Annotated in this window: 21 protein-coding genes; 15 read left to right on the top strand and 6 right to left on the bottom strand. The window is 66.1% G+C overall.

Features of this window, described 5'->3' with window-relative positions; genetic code table 11:
- The first annotated feature begins 295 nt into the window (after positions 1 to 295).
- The 7 genes from B2246_RS18255 (at position 296) to B2246_RS18225 (ending at position 8,445) form a co-directional block, all read left to right on the top strand.
- Positions 296 to 733: a hypothetical protein gene (locus B2246_RS18255; protein ID WP_008647690.1), complete on the top strand. Its 438-nt coding sequence runs from the start codon at positions 296 to 298 to the stop codon at positions 731 to 733.
- 199 nt (positions 734 to 932) lie between these two features.
- Complete coding sequence (locus B2246_RS18250; RefSeq protein WP_035883242.1) at positions 933 to 2,315, top strand: TolC family protein; 1,383 nt, start codon at positions 933 to 935, stop codon at positions 2,313 to 2,315.
- Between the two features lie 2 nt (positions 2,316 to 2,317).
- Entirely contained in the window at positions 2,318 to 3,472 is a 1,155-nt protein-coding gene (locus B2246_RS18245) for an efflux RND transporter periplasmic adaptor subunit (protein WP_008648666.1), read from the top strand.
- 6 nt (positions 3,473 to 3,478) lie between these two features.
- Positions 3,479 to 6,595, top strand: coding sequence for an efflux RND transporter permease subunit (locus B2246_RS18240; RefSeq protein WP_286882560.1), 3,117 nt, complete (start codon positions 3,479 to 3,481; stop codon positions 6,593 to 6,595).
- Between the two features lie 102 nt (positions 6,596 to 6,697).
- Positions 6,698 to 7,072 carry a DUF2880 domain-containing protein gene (locus B2246_RS18235; RefSeq protein ID WP_008648670.1) on the top strand — a complete coding sequence of 125 codons (375 nt, stop codon included), beginning with the start codon at positions 6,698 to 6,700 and terminating at the stop codon, positions 7,070 to 7,072.
- Positions 7,073 to 7,220: 148 nt separating this feature from the next.
- Positions 7,221 to 7,718 (top strand): DUF1579 domain-containing protein, encoded by a 498-nt coding sequence (locus B2246_RS18230; RefSeq protein ID WP_008648671.1) that lies wholly within the window; start codon positions 7,221 to 7,223, stop codon positions 7,716 to 7,718.
- 94 nt (positions 7,719 to 7,812) lie between these two features.
- Positions 7,813 to 8,445 (top strand): nitrogen fixation protein NifQ, encoded by a 633-nt coding sequence (locus B2246_RS18225; RefSeq protein ID WP_286882559.1) that lies wholly within the window; start codon positions 7,813 to 7,815, stop codon positions 8,443 to 8,445.
- Between the two features lie 57 nt (positions 8,446 to 8,502).
- Here the strand turns inward: B2246_RS18225 and B2246_RS18220 are convergent, their stop codons facing one another.
- Positions 8,503 to 8,838, bottom strand: coding sequence for a hypothetical protein (locus B2246_RS18220; RefSeq protein WP_241227890.1), 336 nt, complete (start codon positions 8,836 to 8,838; stop codon positions 8,503 to 8,505).
- 223 nt (positions 8,839 to 9,061) lie between these two features.
- Between B2246_RS18220 and imuA the strand changes: the two genes are divergently transcribed.
- From imuA to B2246_RS18205, 3 genes are read left to right on the top strand one after another with little or no spacing between them, the layout of a single operon-like run.
- Positions 9,062 to 10,018, top strand: a complete 957-nt coding sequence (imuA, locus tag B2246_RS18215; protein WP_286882558.1) for a translesion DNA synthesis-associated protein ImuA — start codon at positions 9,062 to 9,064, stop codon at positions 10,016 to 10,018.
- On the top strand, positions 9,909 to 11,618 hold the full coding sequence (locus B2246_RS18210) for a Y-family DNA polymerase (protein ID WP_286882557.1): 1,710 nt from the start codon (positions 9,909 to 9,911) through the stop codon (positions 11,616 to 11,618). The genes imuA and B2246_RS18210 overlap by 110 nt, the downstream gene beginning before the upstream one ends.
- A 26-nt stretch (positions 11,619 to 11,644) precedes the next feature.
- Positions 11,645 to 15,106: an error-prone DNA polymerase gene (locus tag B2246_RS18205; RefSeq protein ID WP_286882556.1), complete on the top strand. Its 3,462-nt coding sequence runs from the start codon at positions 11,645 to 11,647 to the stop codon at positions 15,104 to 15,106.
- A 277-nt stretch (positions 15,107 to 15,383) separates the two neighbouring features.
- Here B2246_RS18205 and B2246_RS18200 read toward each other — a convergent pair whose 3' ends face one another.
- The 5 genes from B2246_RS18200 to B2246_RS18180 all read right to left on the bottom strand — a co-directional run bounded on the left by B2246_RS18200 (position 15,384) and on the right by B2246_RS18180 (position 20,075).
- Positions 15,384 to 16,037, bottom strand: coding sequence for a peroxiredoxin (locus B2246_RS18200; protein ID WP_008650897.1), 654 nt, complete (start codon positions 16,035 to 16,037; stop codon positions 15,384 to 15,386).
- A gap of 174 nt (positions 16,038 to 16,211) precedes the next feature.
- Positions 16,212 to 17,345, bottom strand: a complete 1,134-nt coding sequence (locus tag B2246_RS18195) for a dihydrolipoamide acetyltransferase family protein (RefSeq protein WP_017515462.1) — start codon at positions 17,343 to 17,345, stop codon at positions 16,212 to 16,214.
- Positions 17,346 to 17,361: 16 nt separating this feature from the next.
- A complete protein-coding gene (locus tag B2246_RS18190) occupies positions 17,362 to 18,342 on the bottom strand; it encodes an alpha-ketoacid dehydrogenase subunit beta (RefSeq protein WP_008650900.1) in 981 nt (326 codons plus the stop codon).
- Positions 18,335 to 19,438: a pyruvate dehydrogenase (acetyl-transferring) E1 component subunit alpha gene (pdhA, locus tag B2246_RS18185; protein WP_286882555.1), complete on the bottom strand. Its 1,104-nt coding sequence runs from the start codon at positions 19,436 to 19,438 to the stop codon at positions 18,335 to 18,337. Before pdhA ends, B2246_RS18190 begins: the two co-directional genes overlap by 8 nt.
- Positions 19,439 to 19,625: 187 nt before the next feature.
- A complete protein-coding gene (locus tag B2246_RS18180) occupies positions 19,626 to 20,075 on the bottom strand; it encodes a hypothetical protein (protein ID WP_008650902.1) in 450 nt (149 codons plus the stop codon).
- Positions 20,076 to 20,276: 201 nt separating this feature from the next.
- Here B2246_RS18180 and B2246_RS18175 point away from each other — a divergent pair, with 201 nt between their 5' ends.
- The 5 genes from B2246_RS18175 to B2246_RS18155 all read left to right on the top strand — a co-directional run bounded on the left by B2246_RS18175 (position 20,277) and on the right by B2246_RS18155 (position 24,899).
- Positions 20,277 to 21,203 (top strand): TauD/TfdA dioxygenase family protein, encoded by a 927-nt coding sequence (locus B2246_RS18175; protein ID WP_186425656.1) that lies wholly within the window; start codon positions 20,277 to 20,279, stop codon positions 21,201 to 21,203.
- 112 nt (positions 21,204 to 21,315) lie between these two features.
- A complete protein-coding gene (locus tag B2246_RS18170) occupies positions 21,316 to 22,290 on the top strand; it encodes an ABC transporter substrate-binding protein (protein ID WP_286882602.1) in 975 nt (324 codons plus the stop codon).
- Position 22,291: 1 nt separating this feature from the next.
- Positions 22,292 to 23,131, top strand: coding sequence for an ABC transporter ATP-binding protein (locus tag B2246_RS18165; protein ID WP_186425654.1), 840 nt, complete (start codon positions 22,292 to 22,294; stop codon positions 23,129 to 23,131).
- Positions 23,132 to 23,179: 48 nt separating this feature from the next.
- Complete coding sequence (locus B2246_RS18160) at positions 23,180 to 24,049, top strand: ABC transporter permease (protein WP_008650906.1); 870 nt, start codon at positions 23,180 to 23,182, stop codon at positions 24,047 to 24,049.
- An 82-nt stretch (positions 24,050 to 24,131) separates the two neighbouring features.
- Entirely contained in the window at positions 24,132 to 24,899 is a 768-nt protein-coding gene (locus B2246_RS18155; protein ID WP_286882554.1) for a class I SAM-dependent methyltransferase, read from the top strand.
- The last annotated feature ends 15 nt before the right edge of the window (positions 24,900 to 24,914 follow it).

Below are 24,914 nucleotides of genomic sequence, written 5' to 3'. Positions count from 1 at the left end.
TCCAGCGATTGGCATAGGGCAAAAAACGGTGATGCGGTGGAATCGGGGACGCCGGATTGAAGCGGGATCCGCACCGCATTCGCGGCGGTGGCTCCGCCCCGGCGCGCCGCGCGGATGCTCCACACCGATCCGTCGTTGGAGCCGCCAAAGGAACTTGCCGCCCTCCGCCGGGTCCATTGTTGCGGTCGGTTACAATGCTGTGCCGCAATATCACAATTCTCAGGCTGATGCCGCAGTTGTACCGTATCAGTCACAAGAAATGTGATTTTTATCCGCTTTTCACGCCCCCGATTTGATGCGTTTCGTCCTCTTCCTGCTGACTGCCTTGTGCCTGTCCGCGCTGTCGTTCTCGGCAGCGGCGAACGTGCGCTCGGCCGTGCCGAAGGTGGTAGCGGCGAAAGCGGAAGCGGCGAAGGTTGAGGTGGCCATACCCGATTACGATGCGAGGCTCGCCACCGGTGACGATCTCGCGCAGCTTGCCCTGCCGGGAGATCCCGACTTCGGTGACGAGGCGGAATTCGATGACGGTCCGCCGCCGGGGTACTGCAATATCTGGTCGGCTGATCTGCTCGATCCGCTCGATCTTTTCGACGCGGTCGACGAGACCAGCGCGTTATTCATCCTTCCCGCATTCCAGCTTGCGCAATCCGTCGATGTCGTGCTGCCCACGCTCACGGAACGCGGCAAGTTCCAGTCCGAAGGCCAGTTCCGGCCGCCCAGACCCTTCGTCTGATCGCTCAGGCGCACCGTCCGTGCTGACTGCACGCACGGTGCGCCTTCATTGCCCCTGAGCCCACACACGTCCGTGACGCTTGCCGTCGCGGTCTGACGCCATGCGTGCCCGCCTGCCGAACGATGTTCGGTGGCGGGGCGTGTGACGGGAAACGTGCGTGTAGGCGCCGGGGCAGTCGTACCGTTCGACCGATCCTGACATGAAGACCAAGAAAACGTTGACTTGGGCCGCCGCGCTGTCGTTGATGAGCGCGCCGACCTGGGCCGCGCAGCCCGTGCCGGCCGGCGTTACCGCCGCCCCCGGGGCTGCCTCGCCACAAGCGGCGAAGCTCGCCGCCAGGGCCATGCCGCGCGCTACCACGCCAGCCCCCGACACGTTCGACCTGCCGCAGTTGCTGCAACTGGCGCAGTCGACCAACAAGGGCGTGGAAGCCGCGCAGGCCAATGTGGATGCTGCCACGGCTGCTATTACCAGCGCCCGTGCGTATCCGAACCCGCAGGTGGAAGTGATGTATGGGCGCCTGTCCGGCAAGCAGCCGGGCGTGACCAGCGGCAATGCGCCGTCGTACGCAATCGTCCAGAAACTCGATTACCCGAACCAGCGCAATCTGCGCGAGCAGATGGCGGGCCGTGGCCTGGAGGCGTCCGAGGCAATGCGGCAAGGCTTCCGCAGCGACCTGGCTGCGCGCGTGAAGACGTCGTACTACCAGGTGCTGCGCCGCGAGACCGAACTGGCCGCCGCGCGCGAGGACCTGAACATGACGCGTCAGATCCAGGAGCGCGCGAAGGTGCGCGTGAACGTCGGCGAGGCCCCGCGCTATGAATTGATCAAGGCCGACACCGAACTGCTGGCTGCGCAGAAGACGCTGCAGACGGCCGAGCTGCGTGTCGACCAGGCCAAGGCCACGCTGCGCCAGCAGGTGGGAGGCGTAATGCCCGCGCGCTTCGCGCTGGACGGCAGCCTCGGGCACGCGCCCGACATGCCACCGCTGGCAACGTTGCGCGACACGCTGCAGGCCAGCAATGCGGAACTGACCCAGCGCCGCAGCGAGCTGGAACGCGCGAAGCTGGGCGTGGACTACCAGCGCGCGCTGCGCTGGCCCGAGGTGGCGGTGCGTGCCAGCTCCGAGCGGCAGCCCGACAACAATGTTTCGCAGATTGGCCTGGTGATGACGATTCCGATCTGGGATCGCCGCAGCGGCCCGGTGGGCGAGGCGACGGCGCAGGCCACGCAGGCCCGCACGGCGCTCGAAGCGCGTGAATTCGAATTGATGCAGGAACTCGACACCGCCTATCGCCAGTACGAGATCGCGCAGGCCCAGGTGACGGCGCTCGAATCGGGCATCGTGCGCGAGGCCGAGTCGGCGTTGGGCGTGGCTGAGTCCGCGTATCGCTTCGGCGAGCGCGGCATTCTCGACTACCTCGACGCCCAGCGCGTGCTGCGTAGCGCGCGCAGCGAGCTGATTGCCGCGCAGTACGAACTGCAAGTCGCCGCCATCCAGATTGACAAGCTCATGTCGGCCTCGCCGGGCGTCAATACCGCCCCGGCGTCGTCCATGCCCGATCTCCCGAATCTGAACTGATCATGCGTCCCCAATTCCTGCTTTCCTTTGCAGCCGCCGCCGTGATGATGCTGTCGCTGGCCGGCTGTTCCGATGACCCCGCCCCGGCCGCCGAGGCGCCAAAGTTGCCACCTGGCATCGTCAAGCCCGCGGAGAACCTCAAGCGCACACTCAAGGTGGCGCCGGTTGCCGCGTCCCCATTCAGCGAGATGTTGCGCGTGGCGGGCCGTATCGACTTCGACGAGCAGCGCGTCTCGCGCATCGGCGCCAGCGTGACTGGCCGCGTGACCGATCTCTATGCTGTGCTCGGCCAGGAGGTCAAGGCGGGCCAGGTGCTGGCCCGTCTGCACAGTAGCGAACTGGGCGCTGCCCAGATGGCCTTCCTGAAGGCCGAGGCGCAGAACACGCTGCAGTCCCGCAATGCGGAGCGCGCGCGGCAACTGTTCGCCGCCGATGTGATTGGCCGTGCCGAACTGCAGCGCCGCGAAAGCGAATACGCGATTGCCGCGGCGGAGGCCCGTGCCTACCGCGATCAACTGCGCGTGCTCGGCATGTCCGCCGCGTCGATCGCCACGCTGGCGAAGAGCGGCAGCATCGAGTCGTACTCGCCGGTGTTCTCGAGCATCAACGGCACGGTGGTCGAGCGCAACGTGGCGCAGGGCCAAGTGGTGCAGCCGGCTGACGCGCTGTACACGGTGGCCGATCTGTCGCGCGTGTGGGTCGTCGCCGAGGTGCCCGAGCAGCAGGCTGCGCAGGTGGCCGAAGGGCAGAGCGTCGATATCGAGGTGCCGTCACTCGCCAACAGCAATGGCCGCATCACGGGCAAGCTGATCTACGTGGGCCGGACCGTGAATCCGCAGTCGCGCACGGTGCTGGTTCGTACCGAACTCCAGAACAAGGATGGCCGTCTCAAGCCCGCCATGCTCGCCACCATGCTGATCGCCGCCAAACCGGTGGAACTGCTGGTGGTGCCGGGTTCGGCCGTGGTCCGTGAAGGCAACGATGAACAGGTCTATGTGGAGGTTAGCGACGGCCAGTACCGCCTGACCAAGGTGAAGCTGGGCCCGGAGAGCGACGGCATGCGTGTGGTCCAGAGTGGCATCAAGCCTGGCGACCGCGTGGTCGTGGAAGGCGCGTTCCACCTGGACAACGAGCGCAAGCAGCAGGAGCAGGGGTAACCGGCCATGATGACATCGCTTGTTGAAGCCGCGATCAAGCAGCGGCTGGTGGTGTGCGTGATCGCCGTGGTGCTGTTCTTCTTTGGCCTGCGTGCGGCCGGGAAGCTATCCGTCGATGCGTTCCCGGACGTGACCAACGTCCAGGTGCAGATTGCCACGGAAGCCACGGGACGCTCGCCTGAGGAAGTGGAGCGCTTTGTCACGGTGCCGATCGAGATGTCGATGACGGGCCTGCCCGGACTCGAGGAGATGCGCTCGCTGAACAAGGCGGGCCTGTCGCTGATCACGCTCGTGTTCACGGACAAGACCGACGTCTACTTCGCGCGGCAGCTCGTCATGGAGCGGCTGATCGAGGTTTCCGGCCGAATGCCCGAGGGCGTGACGCCGGTGCTCGGGCCGGTTTCCACCGGGTTGGGCGAGGTCTACCAGTACACGCTGGACCGCGCCGACGACGGCGACCGCGAACTGACGCAGGAGGAACTGTCGGAGCGCCGCATCGCGCAGGACTGGGTGGTGCGGCCGCTGCTGCGCTCGATCCCGGGCGTGGCGGAAATCAACTCGCAGGGCGGCTTCGTGCGGCAGTACCAGGCACTGGTCAATCCGGAACGGATGCGCCACTACGGCATCAACATCCAGCAGGTCTACCAGGCGCTGGCGCGTAACAACGCCAACTCCGGCGGTGGCGTGCTGCCGCACTACGCCGAGCAGTACCTGATCCGCGGCGTGGGCCTGGCCAAGGGTGTCGACGATATCGGCAGCATCGTGCTCAAGGAGATCAATGGCACGCCGGTCTACCTGCGCGACGTGGCGCAGGTGACGATCGGCCACGAGGTCCGCCAGGGCGCGCTGGTCAAGAACGGCCAGACCGAGGCCGTCGGCGGCATCGTGATGATGATGCGCGGTGGCAACGCCAAGGAAGTGGTGAGCCGCGTGAAGGCACGCGTGGCGGATATCAACGAGCGTGGCATGTTGCCGGGCAAGCTGCAGATCGTGCCGTACTACGACCGCAGCGAACTGGTGGACTCCGCGCTGTGGACCGTCACCAAGGTGCTGCTCGAAGGCGTGGTGCTGGTGGTGATCGTGCTGTTCCTGTTCCTGGGCGACGTGCGTTCCTCGGTGATCGTGCTGGCCACGCTGGTGCTGACACCATTGCTGACGTTCATCGTGATGAACCAGGTGGGGCTGTCGGCCAACCTGATGTCGCTGGGGGGGCTGGCCATCGCCATCGGCCTGATGGTCGACGGCTCGGTCGTGGTGGTCGAGAACGCGTTCGAGCGGCTCGGCCACGCGGAGAAAACCGGGCTGACGCGCACGCAAGTGCTGGTCAAGGCGGTGCAGGAAGTGGCCACGCCGGTGATCGTGGGCGTGGGCATCATCATCCTGGTGTTCCTGCCGCTGATGACGCTGTCCGGCATGGAAGGCAAGATGTTCGCGCCGCTGGCCTTCACGATCTCGATCGCGCTGGCGATCTCGCTGTTCCTGTCGCTGACGCTGTCGCCGGTGCTGTCGTCGTACCTGCTCAAGGGCGGCGCCGAACACGACACGCGCGTCATCGCGTTCATGAAGCGCTACTACCTGCGCATGCTTCACTGGTCGCTGGCAAACAGCAAGAAGACCGTGCTGTCGGCGGTGGGGGTGTTCATCGCCACGCTGATGATCGTGCCGCTGCTTGGTACATCGTTCATTCCGGAGATGAAGGAAGGCTCGATCGTGCCGGCTATCGACCGTGTGCCGAACATCTCGCTGGAAGAGTCGATCAAGTTGGAGAAACAGGCCAACAAGCTGGTGCTCGAAGTGCCGGGCGTGAAGTCGGTGGTCTCGGGCGTGGGTCGTGGCGAAAGCCCGGCTGACCCGCAGGGCCAGAACGAATCGACGCCGATCGCCAGCCTCAAGGACCGCGACGAGTGGCCCGATGGCTGGACGCAGGACGACATCGCCAACGCGATCCGCGAGAAGCTCAAGGCCATTCCCGGCGTGCAGATCGTGATGGCGCAGCCGATCTCGGACCGCGTGGACGAGATGGTCAGCGGCGTGCGTTCCGATATCGCCGTGAAGATCTTCGGCGACGACCTGGAGACGCTGCGTGACCTGGCCGGCCAGATCGCCCGCGTGGCAGGTGGCATCCAGGGGTCGCAGGACATCCGTATCGAGCGGATCTCGGGCCAGCAGTACCTGTCGATCGAGATCGACCGTCAGGCGATTGCGCGCTACGGGCTGAACGTGTCGGACATCCACGACATCATCGAGATTGCCATCGGCGGCAAGCGTGCCACGGATATCTTCGAAGGCGAACGTCGCTTTGCGGCGGCCGTACGCCTGCCTGAGGAATTCCGCAGCAACGTGCAGGAGATTCGCCAGTTGCTGGTATCGGCGCCCGACGGCGTGCAGGTGCCGCTGCAGAGCGTGGCGAAGATCGAAGTGACCGATGGCCCGGCGCAGATCAGCCGCGAAATGGCCAAGCGCCGCGTGGTGGTGATGATCAACGTGAAGGATCGCGATCTCGGCGGCTTCGTGGCCGAACTGCAGTCCGCCACCGAGAGCAAGGTCAAGCTGCCCGAGGGCTACTACTTCGAGTGGGGCGGCCAGTTCCAGAACATGGAACGCGCGATGGGCCACCTGAAGATCATCGTGCCGATTACCATCGCCGCGATCTTCTTCCTGCTGTTCCTGCTGTTCAACTCGGTGCGGTATGCCACGCTGATCATCACGGTGCTGCCGTTTGCATCGATCGGCGGCATCATCGGGCTGTTCGTCACGGGCGAGTACCTGTCCGTACCGGCGTCGGTGGGCTTTATCGCGCTGTGGGGCATGGCGGTGCTGAACGGGGTGGTGCTGGTGTCGTACATCCGTACATTGCGTGAATCGGGCATGTCGCTGCGCAACGCGGTGGTGCGCGGCGCCACGCAGCGTTTCCGTCCGGTGATGATGACCGCGACGATCGCCATGCTGGGTCTGGTGCCGTTCCTGTTCTCGACGGGTCCAGGCTCCGAGGTGCAGCGCCCGCTGGCGGTGGTGGTGATCGGCGGGCTGATTACGTCGACGCTGCTCACGCTGGTCATGGTGCCCACGCTGTACCGCTGGTTCGATGACCGCAAGCCGGAGCCGCGCGACATGTCGGTGTAGTCGGTGTAACGCGACCCGGAACATTCGATCCGTACGCCAGTACAATGGCAACCGGCCGGCATGCAACGCGCGTGCCGGCCTTTTTTGTTTGGAGTGCATACCATGACGATCCAAGCGCGCCGCGTGCTGACGGCGCTCGCATTGATCGCGCTGCCGGTGACCGCGATGGCGGCGCCTGCCGCATCCTCGGCCGACGCGCCCGTCAACGTCGAGCTGGGCCAGCGCGGCGGCAAGCCCGAAGCGCCCGAGGCGCCCGGTGCCTGCATGAACGCAGTGAAGGCCGCGTTGCCGAATCCCGACCAGTTTCGCTGGGTGCGAGGCACCACTCGCCGCGTGGCCGAAGACGTCTACAGCGTGGTCGGCAGCATCGAGTACGTGGACAAGTCCGGACAGGCCCGCAAGGGCGAGGCGCAGTGCGATGTGATGCGCGCCCCCGGTAACCAGTTCATCGTGCCGAAGGTGCGTTTGCCCCAGTAATTTCCGCGCTGACCCTGCCACACCGGAAACCCGCAAGATGACATTTTTGTCATCTTGCGGGTTTTTGTTGGACATCGACGACCCCGTCTTCTAACCTTTTGTGTACGCCGTACACAAGTAGCGGCGCAACTCACAAGGAGGCGTTTGCATGAAGATCGAAGCGACCAACGAACACCGCTGGCTACAGAAGCTCGTCGGCAGGTGGGTAGGCGAAGGCGAGGCCCAGATGGGCCCGGAGGCGCCGCCTGAAAAATGGAAGATCCCCGAGCAGGTCAGCCAGGTGGGCGACGTCTGGGTGCAGGCGCGTGCGGAGGGCGAGTTTCCGGGCTGCGGGTCGGCGGTCACGATCATGACGCTCGGCTACGACCCCGTTCGCAAGCATTTCGTCGGCACGTTCATCGGTTCGATGATGACCCACATGTGGGTCTACGAAGGCGATCTCGAGGCCGATGGGCGCACGCTCACGCTGCGTGCCGATGGCCCGGCGTTCGGCCCGGATGGCAATATGATCGAGGGAAAAACGGCGAAGTACCGCGATGTTGTGGCCCTGGTGGATGACGATCACCGCACGCTGACGTCGTTCATGCAGGCCGACAACGGCGAGTGGATGCAGATCGTGCAGGCTCGCTATCGTCGCGAGAAGTAGGACGCCGTTCGCGGTTTGACTGGCGTTATATACGTGGTTATATTGCGATGCGATGCCCGCCATTCCGCGGGCGCGCTGCCGTACTGCTGCCACGATGAACCGCTCACTGCTGTTGCTGGATGCCTTTGCTGCCCAACCCGGCGATCCCGTTACACGGGCGTTGGCCGGGGTGCTGGAGTCTGCCTGCGCGGGGCGCCTGCCGCGCTTCGCGCAATGGCTCGGCCTGCCGCCGGACGCGTTCCGGCACATGCTGGATCACTGCTTTCCCGGGGCCGCGCAGGCGGGGTGGGCGCCAGATGTTCCACCACAGGCGCCGGACAGCCTGCCGTGCGAATTCGCCGATCTGGTGGAGATGCTCGAGGACGGCTGCACGCCGGGCGCGGCAGGGACGCTGGTGCCGCTGGTGCATTGGGCCGCGCACGCGCTGGCCTGCGGCTGCTTCGGCCATACGCACTTGTGGCAGGACATGGGCCTGTCCGGGCGCGACGATGTGTCCGCGTTGCTGCGGCAGGTCTTCTGGCCGGTCTTCGCGGCCAATACCACGGACATGAAATGGAAGAAGTTCTTCTATCACCGCGTCTGCGAGCGGCTCGACATTCATCCTTGCCCTGAGCCCTCGTGCGAGGGCTGCGACCATTACGCGGCCTGTCACGGCGCCGAATCAGCCATTGAATCGGTCATTGAATCGGCCATCGAGTCGGTCATCGTGAGACAGCCCCGCTCCTGATTCCCGATTGAAGTCTCCCCAGCTCCCCGGTGCGGGCCGGCGAGCGCATGAGCGTGGTTACGCGCGATCGACGTGATCGAGTTCGCTGCTGTTCCACCAGGCCTCCAGCAGCGGCTGGAAGCGGTCGTCGGGCGCGCGCGGTACGCGCGTGCTCTTGCGGGCGGGCGGGAGCTGCCGGCCCGTGAGCTGGTAGACGATGGCGGCGGGCAACGTGCCGGGACCGTAGGGCACGTGATCGACCACGCTCATCTGGCGCGCGGCCTTCAGCGCGCGCGTGGTTTCCTCGGGGGTGAGACCACACGCGTCGGCCATCACGTCACGGCGCAGCGGACCTTGACGCTTGAGACCATCGATCAGCAGATGCACGCAATCGCGCGTATTCCGTTGTTTCATGTCGCGCATTTTGCGTACCTGCCCCGGACTGCACAATCGTGCATGACATTTGTTTGCATTCGTGCCGGGAATCCGTGGCAGTTCGCTGACAAGCGCACATTCCAGGCGGTGAGCGCGCCACATTCGTGCTGCAGGCTTGCATCGGTCTCGATACTGTATAAATATACAGTATTCGTAAAAATACGAGGGCAACGCCAGTCGATTGCGCCTCTTCATCCACATCATGACCGTGTCATCGCATGTCACGCCGCCGACAGTCATGGCGGGCCATGCGGCTTCCTCCTCCGCGCCCCGTGCATCGGTGAGCGAACTCGAGCACCGCTACCCCGGGCTGTGGCGCGCGGGTCAGCTCGGCCGCGCCGGGCGCTTGCCCGTGTGCCCGACCGGGTACGACGCCCTGACGGCCGAACTGCCAGGCGGCGGCTGGCCTGCTGGCGCCGTGACCGAGTTGCTGCTGGCCCAGGGTGGCGCGGGCGAATTGCGTCTGCTGATGCCGGCGTTGCGCGCGCTGGCCGCGGCGGGGCGCCGCATCGGTTTCGTCGATCCCCCGTACCTGCCCAATGCGGCCGGATTGACGGGAGGGCTGGCGGGAGGACTGGCCGACGGTGGCCTGCCCGCGCGCCAGCTTTACTGGGTACGTCCGCAGGCGGGTGCGACCGTGGCATCGCGCCGCGCCGACATGGCGTGGGCGGCCGAGCAGATGTTGCGCAGCCAGGCGTTCGGCGCGGTGCTGGTCTGGCTCCTGGCGGCGCGGCCAGAGGCGCTGCGGCGTCTGCAGGTGCTGGCGCAGGCCGGCGATACCGTGGTGTGGGTGCTGCGGCCGATCCGCGTGCTGCACGAATCGTCGCCGGCCATGCTGCGGCTGGCGTTATCGCCGTTGCCCGGCAATCTGCTATCCATCGTTTTTCACAAGCGGCGCGGCCCGGCACGCGACACGCCGCTGCTGTTGCCGCTGGAAGGCATGCTCCATGTGCCGCGGCGCGCGGGTGTGCCCGCGGTGCCCACGCCGGTCGTTCCGGTCGTTCCGGTCGCTCTGGTCGTTCCAGCAACTCCGGCAGGAGCCGATCATCATGTTCCCGATATCTCCGACATCCGCGGCAGCGCCAGCCATCCCGGCGTACTGGATCGCGGTGCACCTGCCGCGCCTGCCGCTGGACGCGCTGCAACCGAGCTGGCCTGAGCCGGTCGATGCCGGTATGCCCGCCGCTACGTCTGCCCGTGCGTCTGCCATTACGTCCGCCGGTGCGTCCGCCGGTGCGTCCGCCGATCCCCGGCCCGCACCCCATACCGGAACGCTGCATCAGGCGCTGCCGGTGGCGGTGATCGAGCACGAGCGCGTGGTGCTGGCCAATGGCCCGGCCGTGGCGCTGGGCGTGCGCTATGGAATGCGGCGCGGCGGCGTGCAGGCGCTGTCGGCCGATGTGGTGCAACTCGATCGCGATCTCGCGGCGGAGTCCGCATTGATGACCTCGGCCGCTTTGGCGTTGCTGCATTTCACGCCGGCCGTGGCGATCGATGCCGAACCCGAAGCGGCCACGGTGATGCTCGATGTCACGGCCAGCCTGCGCCTGTTCGGCGGCCATCGCGCGTTGTGCCGGGCGATTCGCGCGCGTGTGCGGCAACTGGGCACGTTTGCGCAGATTGGCAGCGGTACCACGGCGCAGGGCGCCGCATGGCTGGCGCGTCAGCCGTTGCGCAAGACGTCGCGCGGCATTGTCCGGCCCGCGCGCCGCGCGGTGCGTGCCGCCCGCATGACGCACCTGCTCGACCGCCTGCCGGTGGAATGCCTGCACAGGCTGGCCGATCCCGAATGGCTCGAAGGCATTGGCTGCCGCACGCTGGGGCAGGTGCGCCGGTTGCCGCGCGCGGGGTTGTCACGCCGTATCGGCACGGAATTGCTGGCGCGGCTTGACCAGGCCTATGGCCAGATCTCGTCCGGGTTTGCCTGGTTCGAGGCGCCACCGGCGTTTGCGCAGCGCATGGAACTGCCAGGCCGCGTGGAGTCGGCCGAGGGCGTGCTGGCCGGGGCGCAGCGGCTGTTGCTGGCGCTCGCGGGCTGGCTGGCCGTGCAGCAGGCCGGCGTGACGCGCTGCGTGCTGATGCTGGAGCACGAACGCTACCGGCTGGGCGAAGACACCGACAGCACGCCGGTGCCGCTCAGGCTGGCGCAGCCAAGCCGCGATCCCGTGCATCTGTCGAAGCTACTGCGCGAGAAGCTCGACAAGATCCGCTTTCATGCGCCGGTGGGCGGGTTGGCGTTGCGCGTGGAGGCGATGGAAATTTGCGTACCGCAAAGCGACTCGCTGTTTCCGGAACCGGGTGCCGAACCGGCGGAACTGGGCCGGCTGCTCGATACGCTGGTGGCGCGGCTAGGGCGCGACAACGTGCTGCAACCGCATCCACTGGCGGATCACCGGCCCGAGCGCGCCAATCAATGGGCGCCTGTCGACGAACCGCCCGCCCGGGGCACGACAAACGGCACGACAAACGGAGGCACGACTCCGCCCGAACGGCCGCTATGGCTGCTGGAATCGCCATTGCCGCTGCGCGTGCACAAGCATCGCCCCGTTCATGAGGGCCCGCTGGTGATGCTGACGCGCCCCGAACGCATCGAGGCCGGCTGGTGGGATGGTGGCCTGGCCATGCGCGACTACTTCATCGCCGAGCGCGACGACGGGCTGCGTTGCTGGGTCTATCGTGAACGCCCGGGGCATCCCACGCGCGACGGGCAGGAAGACGGCGGCGAATACCGCTGGTTCCTGCACGGGCTGTTTGCCTGAGCCCGCCGGATGCCAGGAGATTGATCGTGCTGTCCGGCCTGTCTTCGTTGTTGCCGTCGCTGCCCGACTACGTCGAGCTGCACTGCATCTCCAACTTCACATTCCTGAACGGTGCCTCGCATCCGCAGGAACTGATTTCTCGCGCGTTCCAACTGGGCTACAGCGGGCTGGCGCTGACCGATGAATGCTCGGTGGCCGGCACCGCCCGCGCGCATCATGCGATCAAGGTGCTGCGCGAGGATATGTGGGAGGCGGTAACGCGCAGCGCCCGGCGGCTTGCCGCGGGGCAGACGGCGGGCGATGTCGACGAGATGGAGGAACTGTCGGTATTCGACCTCGACACCGGCGACGAAGAGAGCGATGCAGGAGGTGTGGAGGATGCGGGGGATGCGGGGGATGAGGATGCGCTGTCGCCGGACGATTTCGACGATGACCCCGATGCCGCCGCGCGCCGTCATCGCGTGCTCGAAGCCCGCGCCGCCGCTGCCGATGCGTTCAACCTGATCATCGGCAGCCGCTTCACGTTGACAGCCGCGCCCGAAGACACCATGCCGCCACCGCGCCTGGTGCTGCTGGCGCGCAATCGCATCGGGTTTGGCGACCTGTGCGAGTTCATCACGCTGGGCCGCACCCGCGCGGAGAAGGGCAGCTATCTGCTGTATCCATCCGATCTTGCCGATCCGCAGCCGAAGCAGGCGCATCTGCGCGGCATGCCGGATTGCCTGGTGGTCCTGCTGCCCGATTACTGCGCCGATCTCGACGTCCTGCGCGCGCAGGCACGCTGGTGCCGCGCAACCTTCGGCGACCGCGCTTGGATGGCGATGGAACTGCTGCAGGGCCATGCCGAAGCCATGCATCGCGCGCGTTTGCAGCAGGTGTCGGCGGAAACCGGCGTGCCGCTGGTGGCGGCCGGCGCGGTCAATATGCATGTCCGCTCGCGCAAGCCGCTGGCCGATGTGCTGACCGCGATCCGCATCGGCCAGCCTTTGCCCGCGTGTGGACGGGCCCTCGCGCCAAATGCCGAGGCGCATCTGCGCATGCGCCAGGTGCTGTCGCGGCTCTATCCGCGCGAAGCGCTGGCGCAGACGCTGAAGCTGGCGGACCAATGCCGCTTCTCGCTCGACATGCTGCGCTACGAGTATCCCGAGGAACTCGTGCCAGACGGCGAAACGCCGATCACCTATCTGCGCAAGGAGGTGGAGCGCGGTATCACCGAACGTTTTCCACATGGCATGGCGCCGGAATGGGAGGCGCAACTCAAGGAAGAACTCGAACTGATCGAGGAGAAACACTACGAGCCGTTCTTCCTGACCGTGCACGATATCGTCCGCTTCGCGCGCCAGGAGGGCATCCTGTGCCAGGGGCGCGGATCGGCGGCCAACTCGCTAGTCTGCTACTGCCTGCATATCACCGAGGTCAGCCCGGAACAAGCCAACCTGCTGTTCGGCCGGTTCCTGTCGCGCGAGCGTGACGAGCCGCCCGATATCGATGTCGACTTCGAGCACCAGCGGCGCGAGGAGGTGATCCAGTACATCTATGGAAAATACGGCCGCCATCGCGCCGCGCTGGCCGCGTCGCTGATCACGTACCGCTCGCGCAGCGCGTTGCGCGACGTGGGGCGCGCGCTCGGCATCGACCCGGGCGTGGTGGAACAGGTGGTCAAGGGGCAGGCCTGGTGGGATGGCGGCGCGGCGTTCATTGACCGCATTTCGCGCTACGGGCTTGATCCCGATTCCATCACCGTGCGGCAATGGGCCAGCCTGACGGAGCAGTTGCGCGGCTTTCCCCGTCATCTGTCGCAACACGTGGGCGGCTTCGTGATCGCGCGGGACAAGCTGTCGCGGCTCGTGCCGATCGAGAATGCGGCGATGGAAAACCGAAGTGTGATCCAGTGGGACAAGGACGACCTGGAATCGCTGGGGTTGCTGAAGGTCGATGTGCTCGCGCTGGGCATGCTGACCGCGATCCGTCGTGCGCTGGCGATGATCCCGAATCCGGACCCGGAGCGCGCCGGACTGCCCACGCGCATGGAAGATCTGCCCGATGGCGACGTCAAGACCTACGACATGATCTGCAAGGCCGATACGATCGGTGTGTTCCAGATCGAATCGCGCGCGCAGCAATCGATGCTGCCGCGGCTGCAACCGCGGAAGTACTACGACCTCGTGGTGGAAGTGGCCATCGTGCGGCCGGGGCCGATCCAGGGCGGTATGGTGCATCCCTATCTGAAGCGGCGCGAAGCGTTCCGCCTCACCCGCAAGCCGCCGACCTACTTCGACGACGTGATCCGCCGCGTGCTGGGCCGCACCTTGGGTGTGCCGATCTTCCAGGAGCAGGTCATGCAGCTTGCGATCGAGGCGGCCGGGTTTACGCCCGGGCAGGCTGATCAGTTACGACGCTCGATGGCGGCCTGGCGTCGTCGTGGCGATCTCAAGAAGCATCAGGACGCGCTGGTACGGGCGCTGACCGGGCGCGGCTATCCCGAATCGTTCGCGCTGGCCATCTGCAAGCAGATCGAGGGGTTTGGGGAATATGGCTTCCCGGAAAGCCATGCGGCCAGCTTCGCCAAGCTCGTATACGTCAGCGCCTGGATCAAGTGTCATTACCCCGAGGCGTTCCTGTGCGCACTGCTCAACAGTCAGCCGATGGGCTTCTACTCGCCGTCGCAACTGGTGCAGGACGCGCGCCGGCATGGCGTGACGTCGCAGCCCGTGGACGTGACGATCAGCAACTGGGAGAGCACGCTGGAGCCGCGCCGGGAAGGGCAGAACTTCCGCGACGTGCGGCTGGGCATGAATCGCGTAAAGGGGATGCGCGAGGCTGCCGCGCTGCGGATCGAGGCGGCGCGTGTGGCGCGGCCATTCGACAGCGTCGAGGACCTCGCGCGCCGCGCGTCACTGGACCGGCACGACATTGACGCGCTGGCCGCGGCCGATGCGCTGGTATCCCTCGCGGGGCATCGACGTCAGGCACGCTGGCACGCGCGTGGCGCGGCGGTGCAGACCGCGCATCGCGATCTGCTGCATGATGCGCCGCCGCAGGAGCACGCACTGCAACTTCCCGAGCCGAAACTCGGTGAGGACGTGGCCGCCGACTACGCCAGCCTGGGGCTATCGCTGAAGTGCCATCCGCTGACACTACTGCGCCACAGACTGAGCGCGCTCAAGTTCGCGACGGCACGCCAACTCGCGAACTGCGCCAACGGCCGCCGCGTGCGCGCATGCGGCATCGTGACCGTACGCCAACGGCCATCGACGGCCAGCGGCACGATCTTCACCTCGATCGAGGATGAGACCGGCGCCGTCAACGTCATCATCTGGCCAGACCTGGTGGAGCGGCAGCGCAAGGAGGTCCTGGGAGCGACGCTGCTCGGCGTGATCGGCACCTGGCAACGACAGGGCGAGGTGCGCCATCTGGTCGCGGACGAACTGGTGGATCTGAGTCCGTTGCTGGGGAGGCTGATGGTGGGGAGTCGGGATTTTCATTGAGAAGGAGGTCCAGCTTTCCCCCTTTCTCATGCATCGGAGCAGCGCGCAGCAGGCCGGTCCCCGACTCCGGTCTCCGACTCAACGCACAAATCTTCAACCCCTGCAAGCAAAACCCCGTCAGGGTTGATTGCCCAAAAATTAGGCAATCAACCTTGAGCCAATACCGGCGCGGGCTGGCGGGTTGTCAAGAGGGGGATTATCCACGCTCTCTGTGGATAGTTCCTATCCGTCGTGCGGACTACCCCATCGGTATTAACAGAGGTGCTTACTTCGGTCCTTACTTCGGCTGGGCAACCGTTCGCAGATAGGGCTTGAGCGTCTTGAAGCCCTGTGGATATTTTTTCTTCGCGTCGTCATCCGACACCGAAGTGGGGATGATCACGTCGTCGCCCGGCTTCCAGTTGACTGGCGTGGCGACGGTGTGTTTCGCGTTCAGTTGCAGCGAGTCGAGCAGGCGCAGCACCTCGTCGAAATTGCGTCCCGCGCTCATCGGGTAGACCAGCATGGCCTTGACCTTCTTGTCAGGGCCGATCATGAACACCGCGCGGATCGTGGCGTTGTCCGCTGCCGTGCGTGGGCCGCCGCTCGCCTCGGGGTGGATCATGTCGTAGAGCTTGGCCACCTTGAGGTCGTGATCGCCGATCATCGGGTAGTTGACCGTGGCGCCCTGCGTTTCCTCGATGTCCTTGACCCAGCGCGAATGGTCGCCAACCGGATCGATCGACAGGCCGATGATCTTCGTATTGCGTTTGTCGAACTCGGGCTTCAGTTTGGCCATGTAGCCGAGCTCGGTGGTGCAGACCGGCGTGAAATCCTTGGGGTGCGAGAACAGGATGGCCCAGCTGTCGCCGATCCACTCATGAAAATGAATCTTCCCTTCAGTGGTGTCGGCGGTGAAGTCCGGTGCTTCCTCGCCAAGTCGGATTGCCATGGTCGTGCTCCTTTATTGGTGGGTTGGGTGGGGGCGTGACGCAGCCGTCTATGCGGCGAAAATCCAGTATAGGAACTGGTTTGCCTGCCGGACGGACAAATGGCCTTCATCCATGTGGCGGATGGCCGGCCTGGCCAGGGCCGTGCCGGTATCGCCGGAATCACTCCTGTCGTGCTACTCGGGCCGTTCCAGATCCTCGATGACCGCGCGCAGGAACCGGGCCGCCTCGCCGCCCGTGACCACGCGGTGATCGAATGTCAGCGACAGAGGCATGACCCGGTGCACGGCAGGCACGCCGCCGGATGCCACCACTTCGTCGCGCACGCGCCCCGCCCCGAGGATGGCAACCGTTGGCGGCACCACGATGGGCGCCGCGTAGCGGCCCGCGATCATGCCGAAGTTCGACAGGGTGATGGTATTGCCGCGCATCTCCTCCGGCGCGATGGTGCGCGCGACCACGTCGGCGCGCATTCGGTCCAGCCCGGCACGCAGGTCGGCGGCATCGCGTTTGCCGACGTTGCGCAGCACCGGCACGAACAACCCCTCCGGCAGGTCCGCCGCAATGCCCACGTCGATCCGTTCGAGCAGGTGGCGTCTGCCGGTCCTGCCTTCGTACCACGCGTTGAGCGCCGGTTCCGCGCGCACGCCGGCCACCAGCGCGCGCACCAGGCGGATCGTGATGTCCTGACCGGTCACCGATGCGCCGGTCGCCTGCCACGCGTGCAGGTCCGCATCGTCCATGACCGTGGCCGCGGCCACTTCGCTCTGCGCGCGCGCCATGTTCTGCGCCATTGCGCGGCGCACACCGCGCAGCACGTCCGGCGCGCCGACGTCCGCCAGGGTGGTGGCCACGCGCTGCACATCGGTGGCCGTGATCACGCCATCATGGCCGGATGGGGTGACCATCGACAGGTCGACCGACAGCTTGCGCGCCAGCGCGCGCACGGCCGGCGTGGCCTTGATGCCGTGTCCGCCGGGAATGCCGGCGGCGCCTACGCGCGTGACGCCTTCATTGACCACATGCGTGCCGACCTTGACGGCGCCTACCACCGTGCCGGCATCGTCGGGTGCCCCCGCGCCCTCGAAGCCGACCAGCGGCGCGCCAAGGTGGACGATGTCGCCCGGTTGCGCAAAGAGTTTCGCAACCTGTCCGGCGAACGGGGAGGGGATCTCGACGATGGCCTTGGCTGTTTCCACCGACAACAGCGGCTGGTCGGCTGCGATGGTGTCCCCGGGCTTCACATGCCAGTTGACGATTTCCGCTTCCTGCAGGCCTTCGCCCAGGTCGGGCAGCTTGAAGATCCGCATCGCTATCTCTCCTTGGCTAGGCTGCTTCCAGCGCGCGTCGCGCCGCGTCGACAATCCGCGCCACCGACGGCATGTAGCTGTGTTCGAGTCGCGCCAGCGGCACCACCGTGTCAGGCGCCGTCACGCGCTGCACCGGGGCGCTCAGCGAATAGAGTCCCGCGTCGGCCAGGTTGGCGGCGATCTCCGCGCCCAGGCCGGCGGTGCGCGGTGCTTCATGCACGATCACGCATCGGCCGCTCTGCGCAACCGATTCCAGGATGGTCTCCATATCCAGCGGCTTGAGCGTGGCCACGTCGATCACTGCCGCGGAAACGCCTTCGTCGGCCAGCACATCGGCCGCGGCCAGCGTTTCCCGCAACATCGCGCCCCAGCTCACCAGCGTGAGGTCTGTGCCCTCGCGCAGCGTGAAGCAGGCGTCGAGGGGCAGCGCCTGGCCGTCGTCGGCGACCTCCTGCCGGAACAGCCGGTACAGGCGGGTGGGCTCCAGGAAGATCACCGGGTCTGGGTCGCGAATCGCCGCGAGCAGCAGCCCGTAGGCGCGCGCCGGCGATGAAGGCATGACCACGCGGATGCCAGGCATCTGCGCGAACAGGGCCTCCGGGCTTTCGGAATGGTGTTCGGGCGCGTGAATGCCCGCGCCGCTCGGCGCGCGCACGACCATCGGGCACGTGATCCGGCCGCGTGTGCGGTGCCGCATATGACCCGCGTGATTCAGGATGTTGTCGATCGCCGGATAGATGAAGCCGGCGAACTGGATCTCCGCGACAGGCTTGAGTCCCATCGCCGCCATGCCGATGGCCGCGCCGACGATGGCGCCCTCGGCCAGCGGCGTGTCGATGACGCGGGCCTCGCCGAAGCGCGACTGCAGCCCCACGGTCGAGCGGAATACGCCGCCGTTCACGCCGATGTCCTCGCCCAGCAGCACCACGTCGGGATCGTTGGCCAGGGCATGGGCCAGGGCCAGGTTGACGGCTTCCACCATATGCAGTTCAGCCATGATGGGCTCCCGAGGTGTCGGTCTTGCCAGAGGCGTCGTATTGCCGCGCGGTGTCGAGTTGTTCGGCCATGGCGTCTGGCAGCGTTTCATACAGGCAATCGAACATCGCCGATGCATCGGGATGCGGCAGCGCAAGGTAGGCCTGCACGGCCGCGCCAACGGCCTGCTGGCATTCCTTGATCAGCGCCTCTTCCTGCGCGGCGTCCCAGGCGCCGAGGCGGGCCAGGTAGTCTCGCAGCCGGATAATGGGCTCGCAGCGCCAGGCTTCCTTGACCGATGCATCGTCCCTGTAGCGCGAAGCATCATCGGCTGTCGTATGGTCGCCCAGGCGGTAGCTCACCGCCTCGATCAATGTCGGCCCGCCGCCGTGGCGCGCATGTTCGATGGCCGCGCCAACGCGCTGCCGCACGGCAATCACGTCGTTGCCGTCGATCTGTTCGCCAGGAATGCCCGCCGCGATCGCCTTCTGGGCCAGCGTCGCCGCCGCCGTCTGCTTGGCGCGCGGCATCGAGATGGCCCACTGGTTGTTGTTGATAACGATGACCAGCGGAACGTGCCACGCGCCGGCCATGTTCATCCCTTCGTAGAAGTCACCCTTCGAGGTGCCGCCGTCGCCGAGGATGCACACGGCCACGTTCGGCGCCTGGCGCAGCTTGAACGTGTAGGCCACGCCGGCCGCATGGCCAACCTGGGTGCCGATCGGCACGCAGTTGCCGAAGTCATATGGCACTGCGGCAAACGCGCTGCCGCGCTCGTCGCCACCCCAGTACAGCAGGCTCTCCGTCATCGTGACGCCCCGCACAAACTGCGCGGCATGATCGCGGTACGACGGCACCAGCACGTCGTCGCGGCGCATCGCCGTGGCCACGCCGACGCCGATCGCTTCCTGGCCCAGCGCGGACGCGAACGTGCCGATCTGGCCGGTGCGCTGCATCGCGATGGCCTTGAGATCGAACTGCCGGGTCAGCACCATGGCGCGATAGAGCGGCAGCAGGGTGGCCGGATCGCGGGCAAAGTCGGGAAGGTCGGGCTCGGGCGAGCCGTCGGGGGAGAGGTAGCGGGTAAAGCCGATTTCAAAACGCGCAACAGTGCCCATGTGGTTGTCCCCTTGAGGTTGCTCCCTTGTGGTTCGCGGTGTCCTGTGCGGCGCAGCATCTTGTGAACGCTGCTGCCTTTGAGTGTAGGGCACGGAATCGCGCTGCGGGCGTGCGGTGGCGCACCGCCGTCACATTGTCGGCGCGGGCGGGTGGGGCAGTTTCATCGGGGGACGCGAAGCCGGGTCGCTAGCGGCGCCGATGCGCGGCCTGTGGCGGCACACCGCCACGTGGTGGATAGAGTTTCTGGAACTGGGTGGACGTAATCCCCATGCCGCCCTTGTCGTCGATGATCGTCATCTCGTGCCACGCGACGGGCGAGCCCTGAAGACCGGCGAATTCCCTCAGCTGCCAGATCCGGCCCGTCTGCGTGTCGAGCAGGAACGGGCCGGTGCGAGTCTGGCCGCTGGCGACGATCTGGAACCGGCCGGGCGCTGCGGCCTCCGCTGGCTGGCCTTCCGGGATGGGCGGCTGGGTGATGGCCCCGGCCCCGGCGTTGGATGCGGCGACGGATGCGGCATTGGATGCGGCGGAAGCCGGACTGCCGCTGGACGTGGCGGGTGCCCCTGCCTTGGGCTTGTCGCTGCCTCCGCATCCCGTCAAGACCACGAAGGCTGTCGCCATCGACAGAGACAGCATGGAACGTATCGCATCTTGCATACGGGCCTCCCGCGCGCCTGGTGTTGTTCCAGTCATTCCAGAAAGTTTAGGCGCGAGGCCGCGGGCGCGCCAACGCGATATAAGGAATCCGCATAATCGCGCGCGATTTGATTCGTTGTCCGGCTGGTGCGGCTTCCCTACAGTGCAAGACTTGTGCTTCCCCCAGAGCAAAGACCTGCCATGACGATTGCCACTGCCGACGCCACCGTCGATACCTCCGCCAACCTCGCCACCGAGTCTTCCGCCAGATCCCTTCAGGATTTCGAAATCCGCCCGCTGGGCGCCGCACTGGGTGCGGAAGTCATCGGGGTCGATCTGGCGCGGCCGCTGTCGCATGGTGATTTCCAGCGCATCCATCAGGCGCATCTCGATCATCACGTGCTGGTGTTCCGCGACCAGCGCATCACGCCGGCACAACAGATCGCTTTCAGCCGCCGCTTCGGGCCGCTGCAGATTCACGTGCTGAACCAGTTCCAGTTGCCGGGCCACCCCGAAGTGCTGATCGTCTCGAACGTGATCGAGAACGGCAAGCCGATCGGGCTGGGTGATGCCGGCCACTTCTGGCATTCGGATCTCTCCTACAAGGAGACACCGAGTCTTGGTTCCCTGTTGCACGCAAGGGAGTTGCCCGCCGAAGGCGGCGACACGCTTTTCGCCAATATGCACACCGCATGGGAGAGCCTGCCGGAAGCGCTGCAGCGCAAGGTGGCCGATCTCGCCGCCGAGCATACGTATCTGGCGCGGTACGCGGAGTTGCAGGCGCGCAGCCCGTGGCGTCCGAACCTGACGCCGGAGCAGATCGCGCAGGTCAAGCCCGTGGTGCATCCGGTGGTTCGCACGCATCCGGAGACCGGGCGCCGCGCGCTGTTCGTCAGCGAGCATTTCACCACGCGCATCGTCGGCCTGCCTGATGACGAAAGCCGCGCGATCCTCGATGAATTGTTCGCACACAGCGTGAAGCCCGAGCACGTGTACCGCCATCAGTGGCGCGAGCACGACCTCGTGTTCTGGGACAACCGGTCGCTGCTGCATCTGGCCGCCGGCACACCCGATCACCAGCGGCGCGTGATGTATCGCACCACGATCGAAGGCGATCAGCCGTTCTGATCCGGTTCCCGTTTTTTCACTCCGGCCCCATTTTTCAGGAGTCCATTGCATGTCGTTGTTTTCGTCCGCCTTTACGTCTGCTTCCACCCTGACCCGTCGCGCCGCCGTTGCCATGCTGACGGCGGGCCTTGCCTTGACTGGCAATGCGCACGCCGAAGGCCGCCTGCGCATTGCCGAGCAGTTCGGCGTGGTCTATCTGCTGCTCAACGTCGCACGCGACCAGCAACTGATCGAGAAACACGGCAAGCAGCAGGGCATCGACGTCAAGGTCGAATGGACGCAGCTTTCCGGTGGCGCGGCGGTCAACGATGCCTTGCTCTCCGGCGCGATCGACATCGCAGGGGCTGGTGTTGGCCCGCTGCTGACGCTGTGGGACCGCACCCAGGGCAAGCAGAACGTGAAGGGCGTGGCGTCGCTTGGCAACTTCCCGTATTACCTGGTCAGCAACAATCCCAAGATCAAGACGATTGCGGATTTCACCGAGAAAGACCGCATCGCGTTGCCGGCGGTGACCGTCTCGGTGCAGTCGCGCGTGCTGCAATATGCCGCTGCCAAGCAGTGGGGTGACAAGGAATTCAACCGGCTCGACAAATGGACCGTGGCGGTGCCGCATCCCGATGCTGCCGCGGCGATCATTGCAGGCGGCACCGAGATCACTGGGCACTTCGGCAACCCGCCGTTCCAGGAACAGGAACTGGCGGGGAATCCGAACGCGCGCATCGTGCTCAATTCCTACGATGTGCTCGGCGGGCCCAGTTCCGCCACGGTGCTCTACGCGACCGAGAAATTCCGCAGCGAGAACCCGAAAACCTATCGCGCGTTCGTCGATGCGCTGGCCGAAGCCGCCCAGTTCGCAACGAAGAACCCGGAAGCTGCCGCCGATCTGTATATCCGCGTGAACAAGGCGAAGATCGACCGCGCGCTGCTGGTGAAGATCCTGAAGAACCCGCAGGTGCAGTTCAAGGTGACGCCGCAGAACACGTTCGCGCTGGCGGACTTCATGTATCGCGTGGGTGCGATCAAGCATCAGCCGAAGTCGTGGCAGGACTATTTCTTCCAGGACCCGGCAACCGCCGAAGGGAGTTGACATGGCCGAAGGCAATAGCGCGCACCTGCGTGTGGTCGCCAGTCACGAACCGCTGCTGCAGGTGGATGGCGTATCGCTGGAGTACCGCACCGCGCAGCGCGTGGTGCGCGCCACGCATCGCGTGAGCTTCGACGTCCACGCCACCGACCGGTTCGTGCTGCTGGGGCCTTCGGGCTGCGGCAAGTCGACGTTGCTCAAGGCGGTTGCGGGCTTCGTGCCGCCGGCCGAAGGCGAGATCCGGCTCGATGGGCAACGGGTGCAAAAGCCGGGGCCGGACCGCATCGTCGTGTTCCAGGAATTCGATCAGTTGCCGCCGTGGAAAACGGTGCGACAGAACGTGATGTTCCCGCTGCGGCAGGCGCGTGGCATGTCAAAGGCCGAGGCCAACGACGTGGCGTTGCATTTCCTGGACAAGGTGGGGCTCGCGGCCTTTGCCGATGCCTATCCACACACGCTGTCGGGCGGCATGAAGCAGCGGGTGGCGATTGCTCGTGCGCTGGCCATGCGGCCGAAAGTGCTGCTGATGGACGAGCCGTTCGCCGCGCTCGACGCGTTGACGCGCCGCCGGATGCAGGAGGAATTGCTCGCGCTGTGGGACGACGCGGCCTTCACGCTGCTGTTCGTGACTCACTCGATCGAGGAAGCACTGGTGGTTGGCAGCCGCATTCTGCTGCTGTCGCCGCATCCGGGGCGGGTGCGCGCGGAACTCAACAGTCATCAGTTCACGCTGGCCAGCCAGGGCAGCGCGGAATTCCAGACGGCCGCGCACCGCATCCACCGGATGCTGTTCGACGAACCCGCCAGCGTGGAGGATGCGTCGAGCCGCATCGTTCACGCCTGAATCCCCAGGTATCCCCAAATTCCCGCCCTTCGATTCGAGATGCAAGCGATGAGTACCGCCAATCCCCCGGTTCGCCCCGAGTACGAGCACGTGCTGGCTCCCTTCACGGCCGCGCCGTTGTCGCTGCCGCTGCCGTGGTACCGGCAACTGTGGCAGCAAGGCTGGTTGCGCAAGGCCTTGATCCTGGTGGTGCTGGCCACACTGTGGGAAATCATCGCCCGCATTCAGGACAACGATCTGCTGCTGCCGACGTTCCTGGCCACAGCACGGGCGTTCGGCGAGGGCATCGCCAGTGGCGAACTGCCGGGCAAGGCGGCGGTGTCGTTGACAGTGCTGCTGCAGGGCTATGCGGCCGGCATCGTACTGGCTTTCGCGCTTACGACGCTGGCTGCGTCGACGCGTATCGGGCGCGACCTGCTCGACACGCTGACGGCGATGTTCAATCCCCTGCCGGCCATCGCGCTGCTGCCGCTGGCGCTGCTGTGGTTCGGGCTTGGCAGCAAGAGCCTGATCTTCGTGCTGGTGCACTCGGTGCTGTGGCCGCTCGCGCTGAATACGTATGCCGGGTTTCGCGGCGTGCCGGAAACGCTGCGCATGGCGGGGCGTAACTATGGCCTGCGTGGGCTGCGCTTCGTGGTGCTGATCCTGGTGCCTGCGGCGTTGCCGGCCATCCTTTCCGGGCTGAAGATCGGCTGGGCTTTCGCGTGGCGCACGCTGATCGCGGCCGAGCTTGTCTTCGGCGCTTCATCGGGCAAGGGCGGCCTGGGCTGGTACATCTTCCAGAACCGCAACGAACTCTATACCGACCGCGTGTTCGCGGGGCTGGCCACGGTGATCCTGATCGGGCTGGCCGTGGAAGGGCTGGTATTCGCCACACTGGAGCGCGTCACCGTCCGGCGCTGGGGGCAGCAGCACTAGCAGGCCGCACTAGGAGGCCACAGTAGCAGCACTGGCAGGCAGGTCTTGCCGTTGTCATGCGAGCGGAGTAACGTACGCGCTCATGACTGCGATCCATCATGCTGCCGCCCAGGGCTTCTCTGCCCAGGCCGATACCTACGCCCGTGGGCGTCCCGAATATCCCACCGAGCTTTCCGGCTGGCTGCGCGACACGCTTGGCGTGGCGCCCGGCAAGACCGTTGTCGACCTCGGCGCGGGCACCGGCAAGTTCACGCGCCTGCTGGCGCAGACCGGCGCCACGGTGATTGCCGTGGAACCGGTCGATGCCATGCGCGCCCAACTGTCGTCGAAGCTGCCGGATGTGCAGGCGCTGGCGGGTAGCGCCGAGTCGATTCCGCTGCCCGACGGCAGCGTCGACGCGGTGGTCTGCGCCCAGGCGTTCCACTGGTTTGCCAACACTGCCGCCGTGCAGGAGATCCGCCGCGTGCTGAAGCCCGGTGGCAAGCTCGGACTGGTGTGGAATGTCCGCGACGAGTCGGTGGGCTGGGTCGCCAGGCTGACCGAGATCATGACGCCGTTCGAGGGCGATGCGCCGCGCTTCTACAAGGGGGACTGGAAGAAGGTCTTCCCGGCCGATGGCATGGGACCGCTCGGTCTGACACGCTTTGCGTACACCCACAGCGGCGCGCCGGAACAGGTGATCGTCGATCGCGTGATGTCGGTCAGCTTCATCGCGTCGCTGCCGCAGGACCAGCAGGACGCCGTGCGCGCCCGGTTGCGCGAGGTCATTGCCACCGACCCGGCGCTGCAGGGGCGCGACGTGGTGTCGTTCCCGTACAGCACCGAGGCGTACTGCTGCGAACGGCTCTGATCCGGTGGAAGTCAG

Source organism: Cupriavidus sp. UBA2010, assembly GCF_002335265.1.
Taxonomy (GTDB): domain Bacteria; phylum Pseudomonadota; class Gammaproteobacteria; order Burkholderiales; family Burkholderiaceae; genus Cupriavidus; species Cupriavidus metallidurans.
Note: the sequence above shows the minus strand (reverse complement) of the source record. Positions and strands in the feature narration are given on the sequence as shown.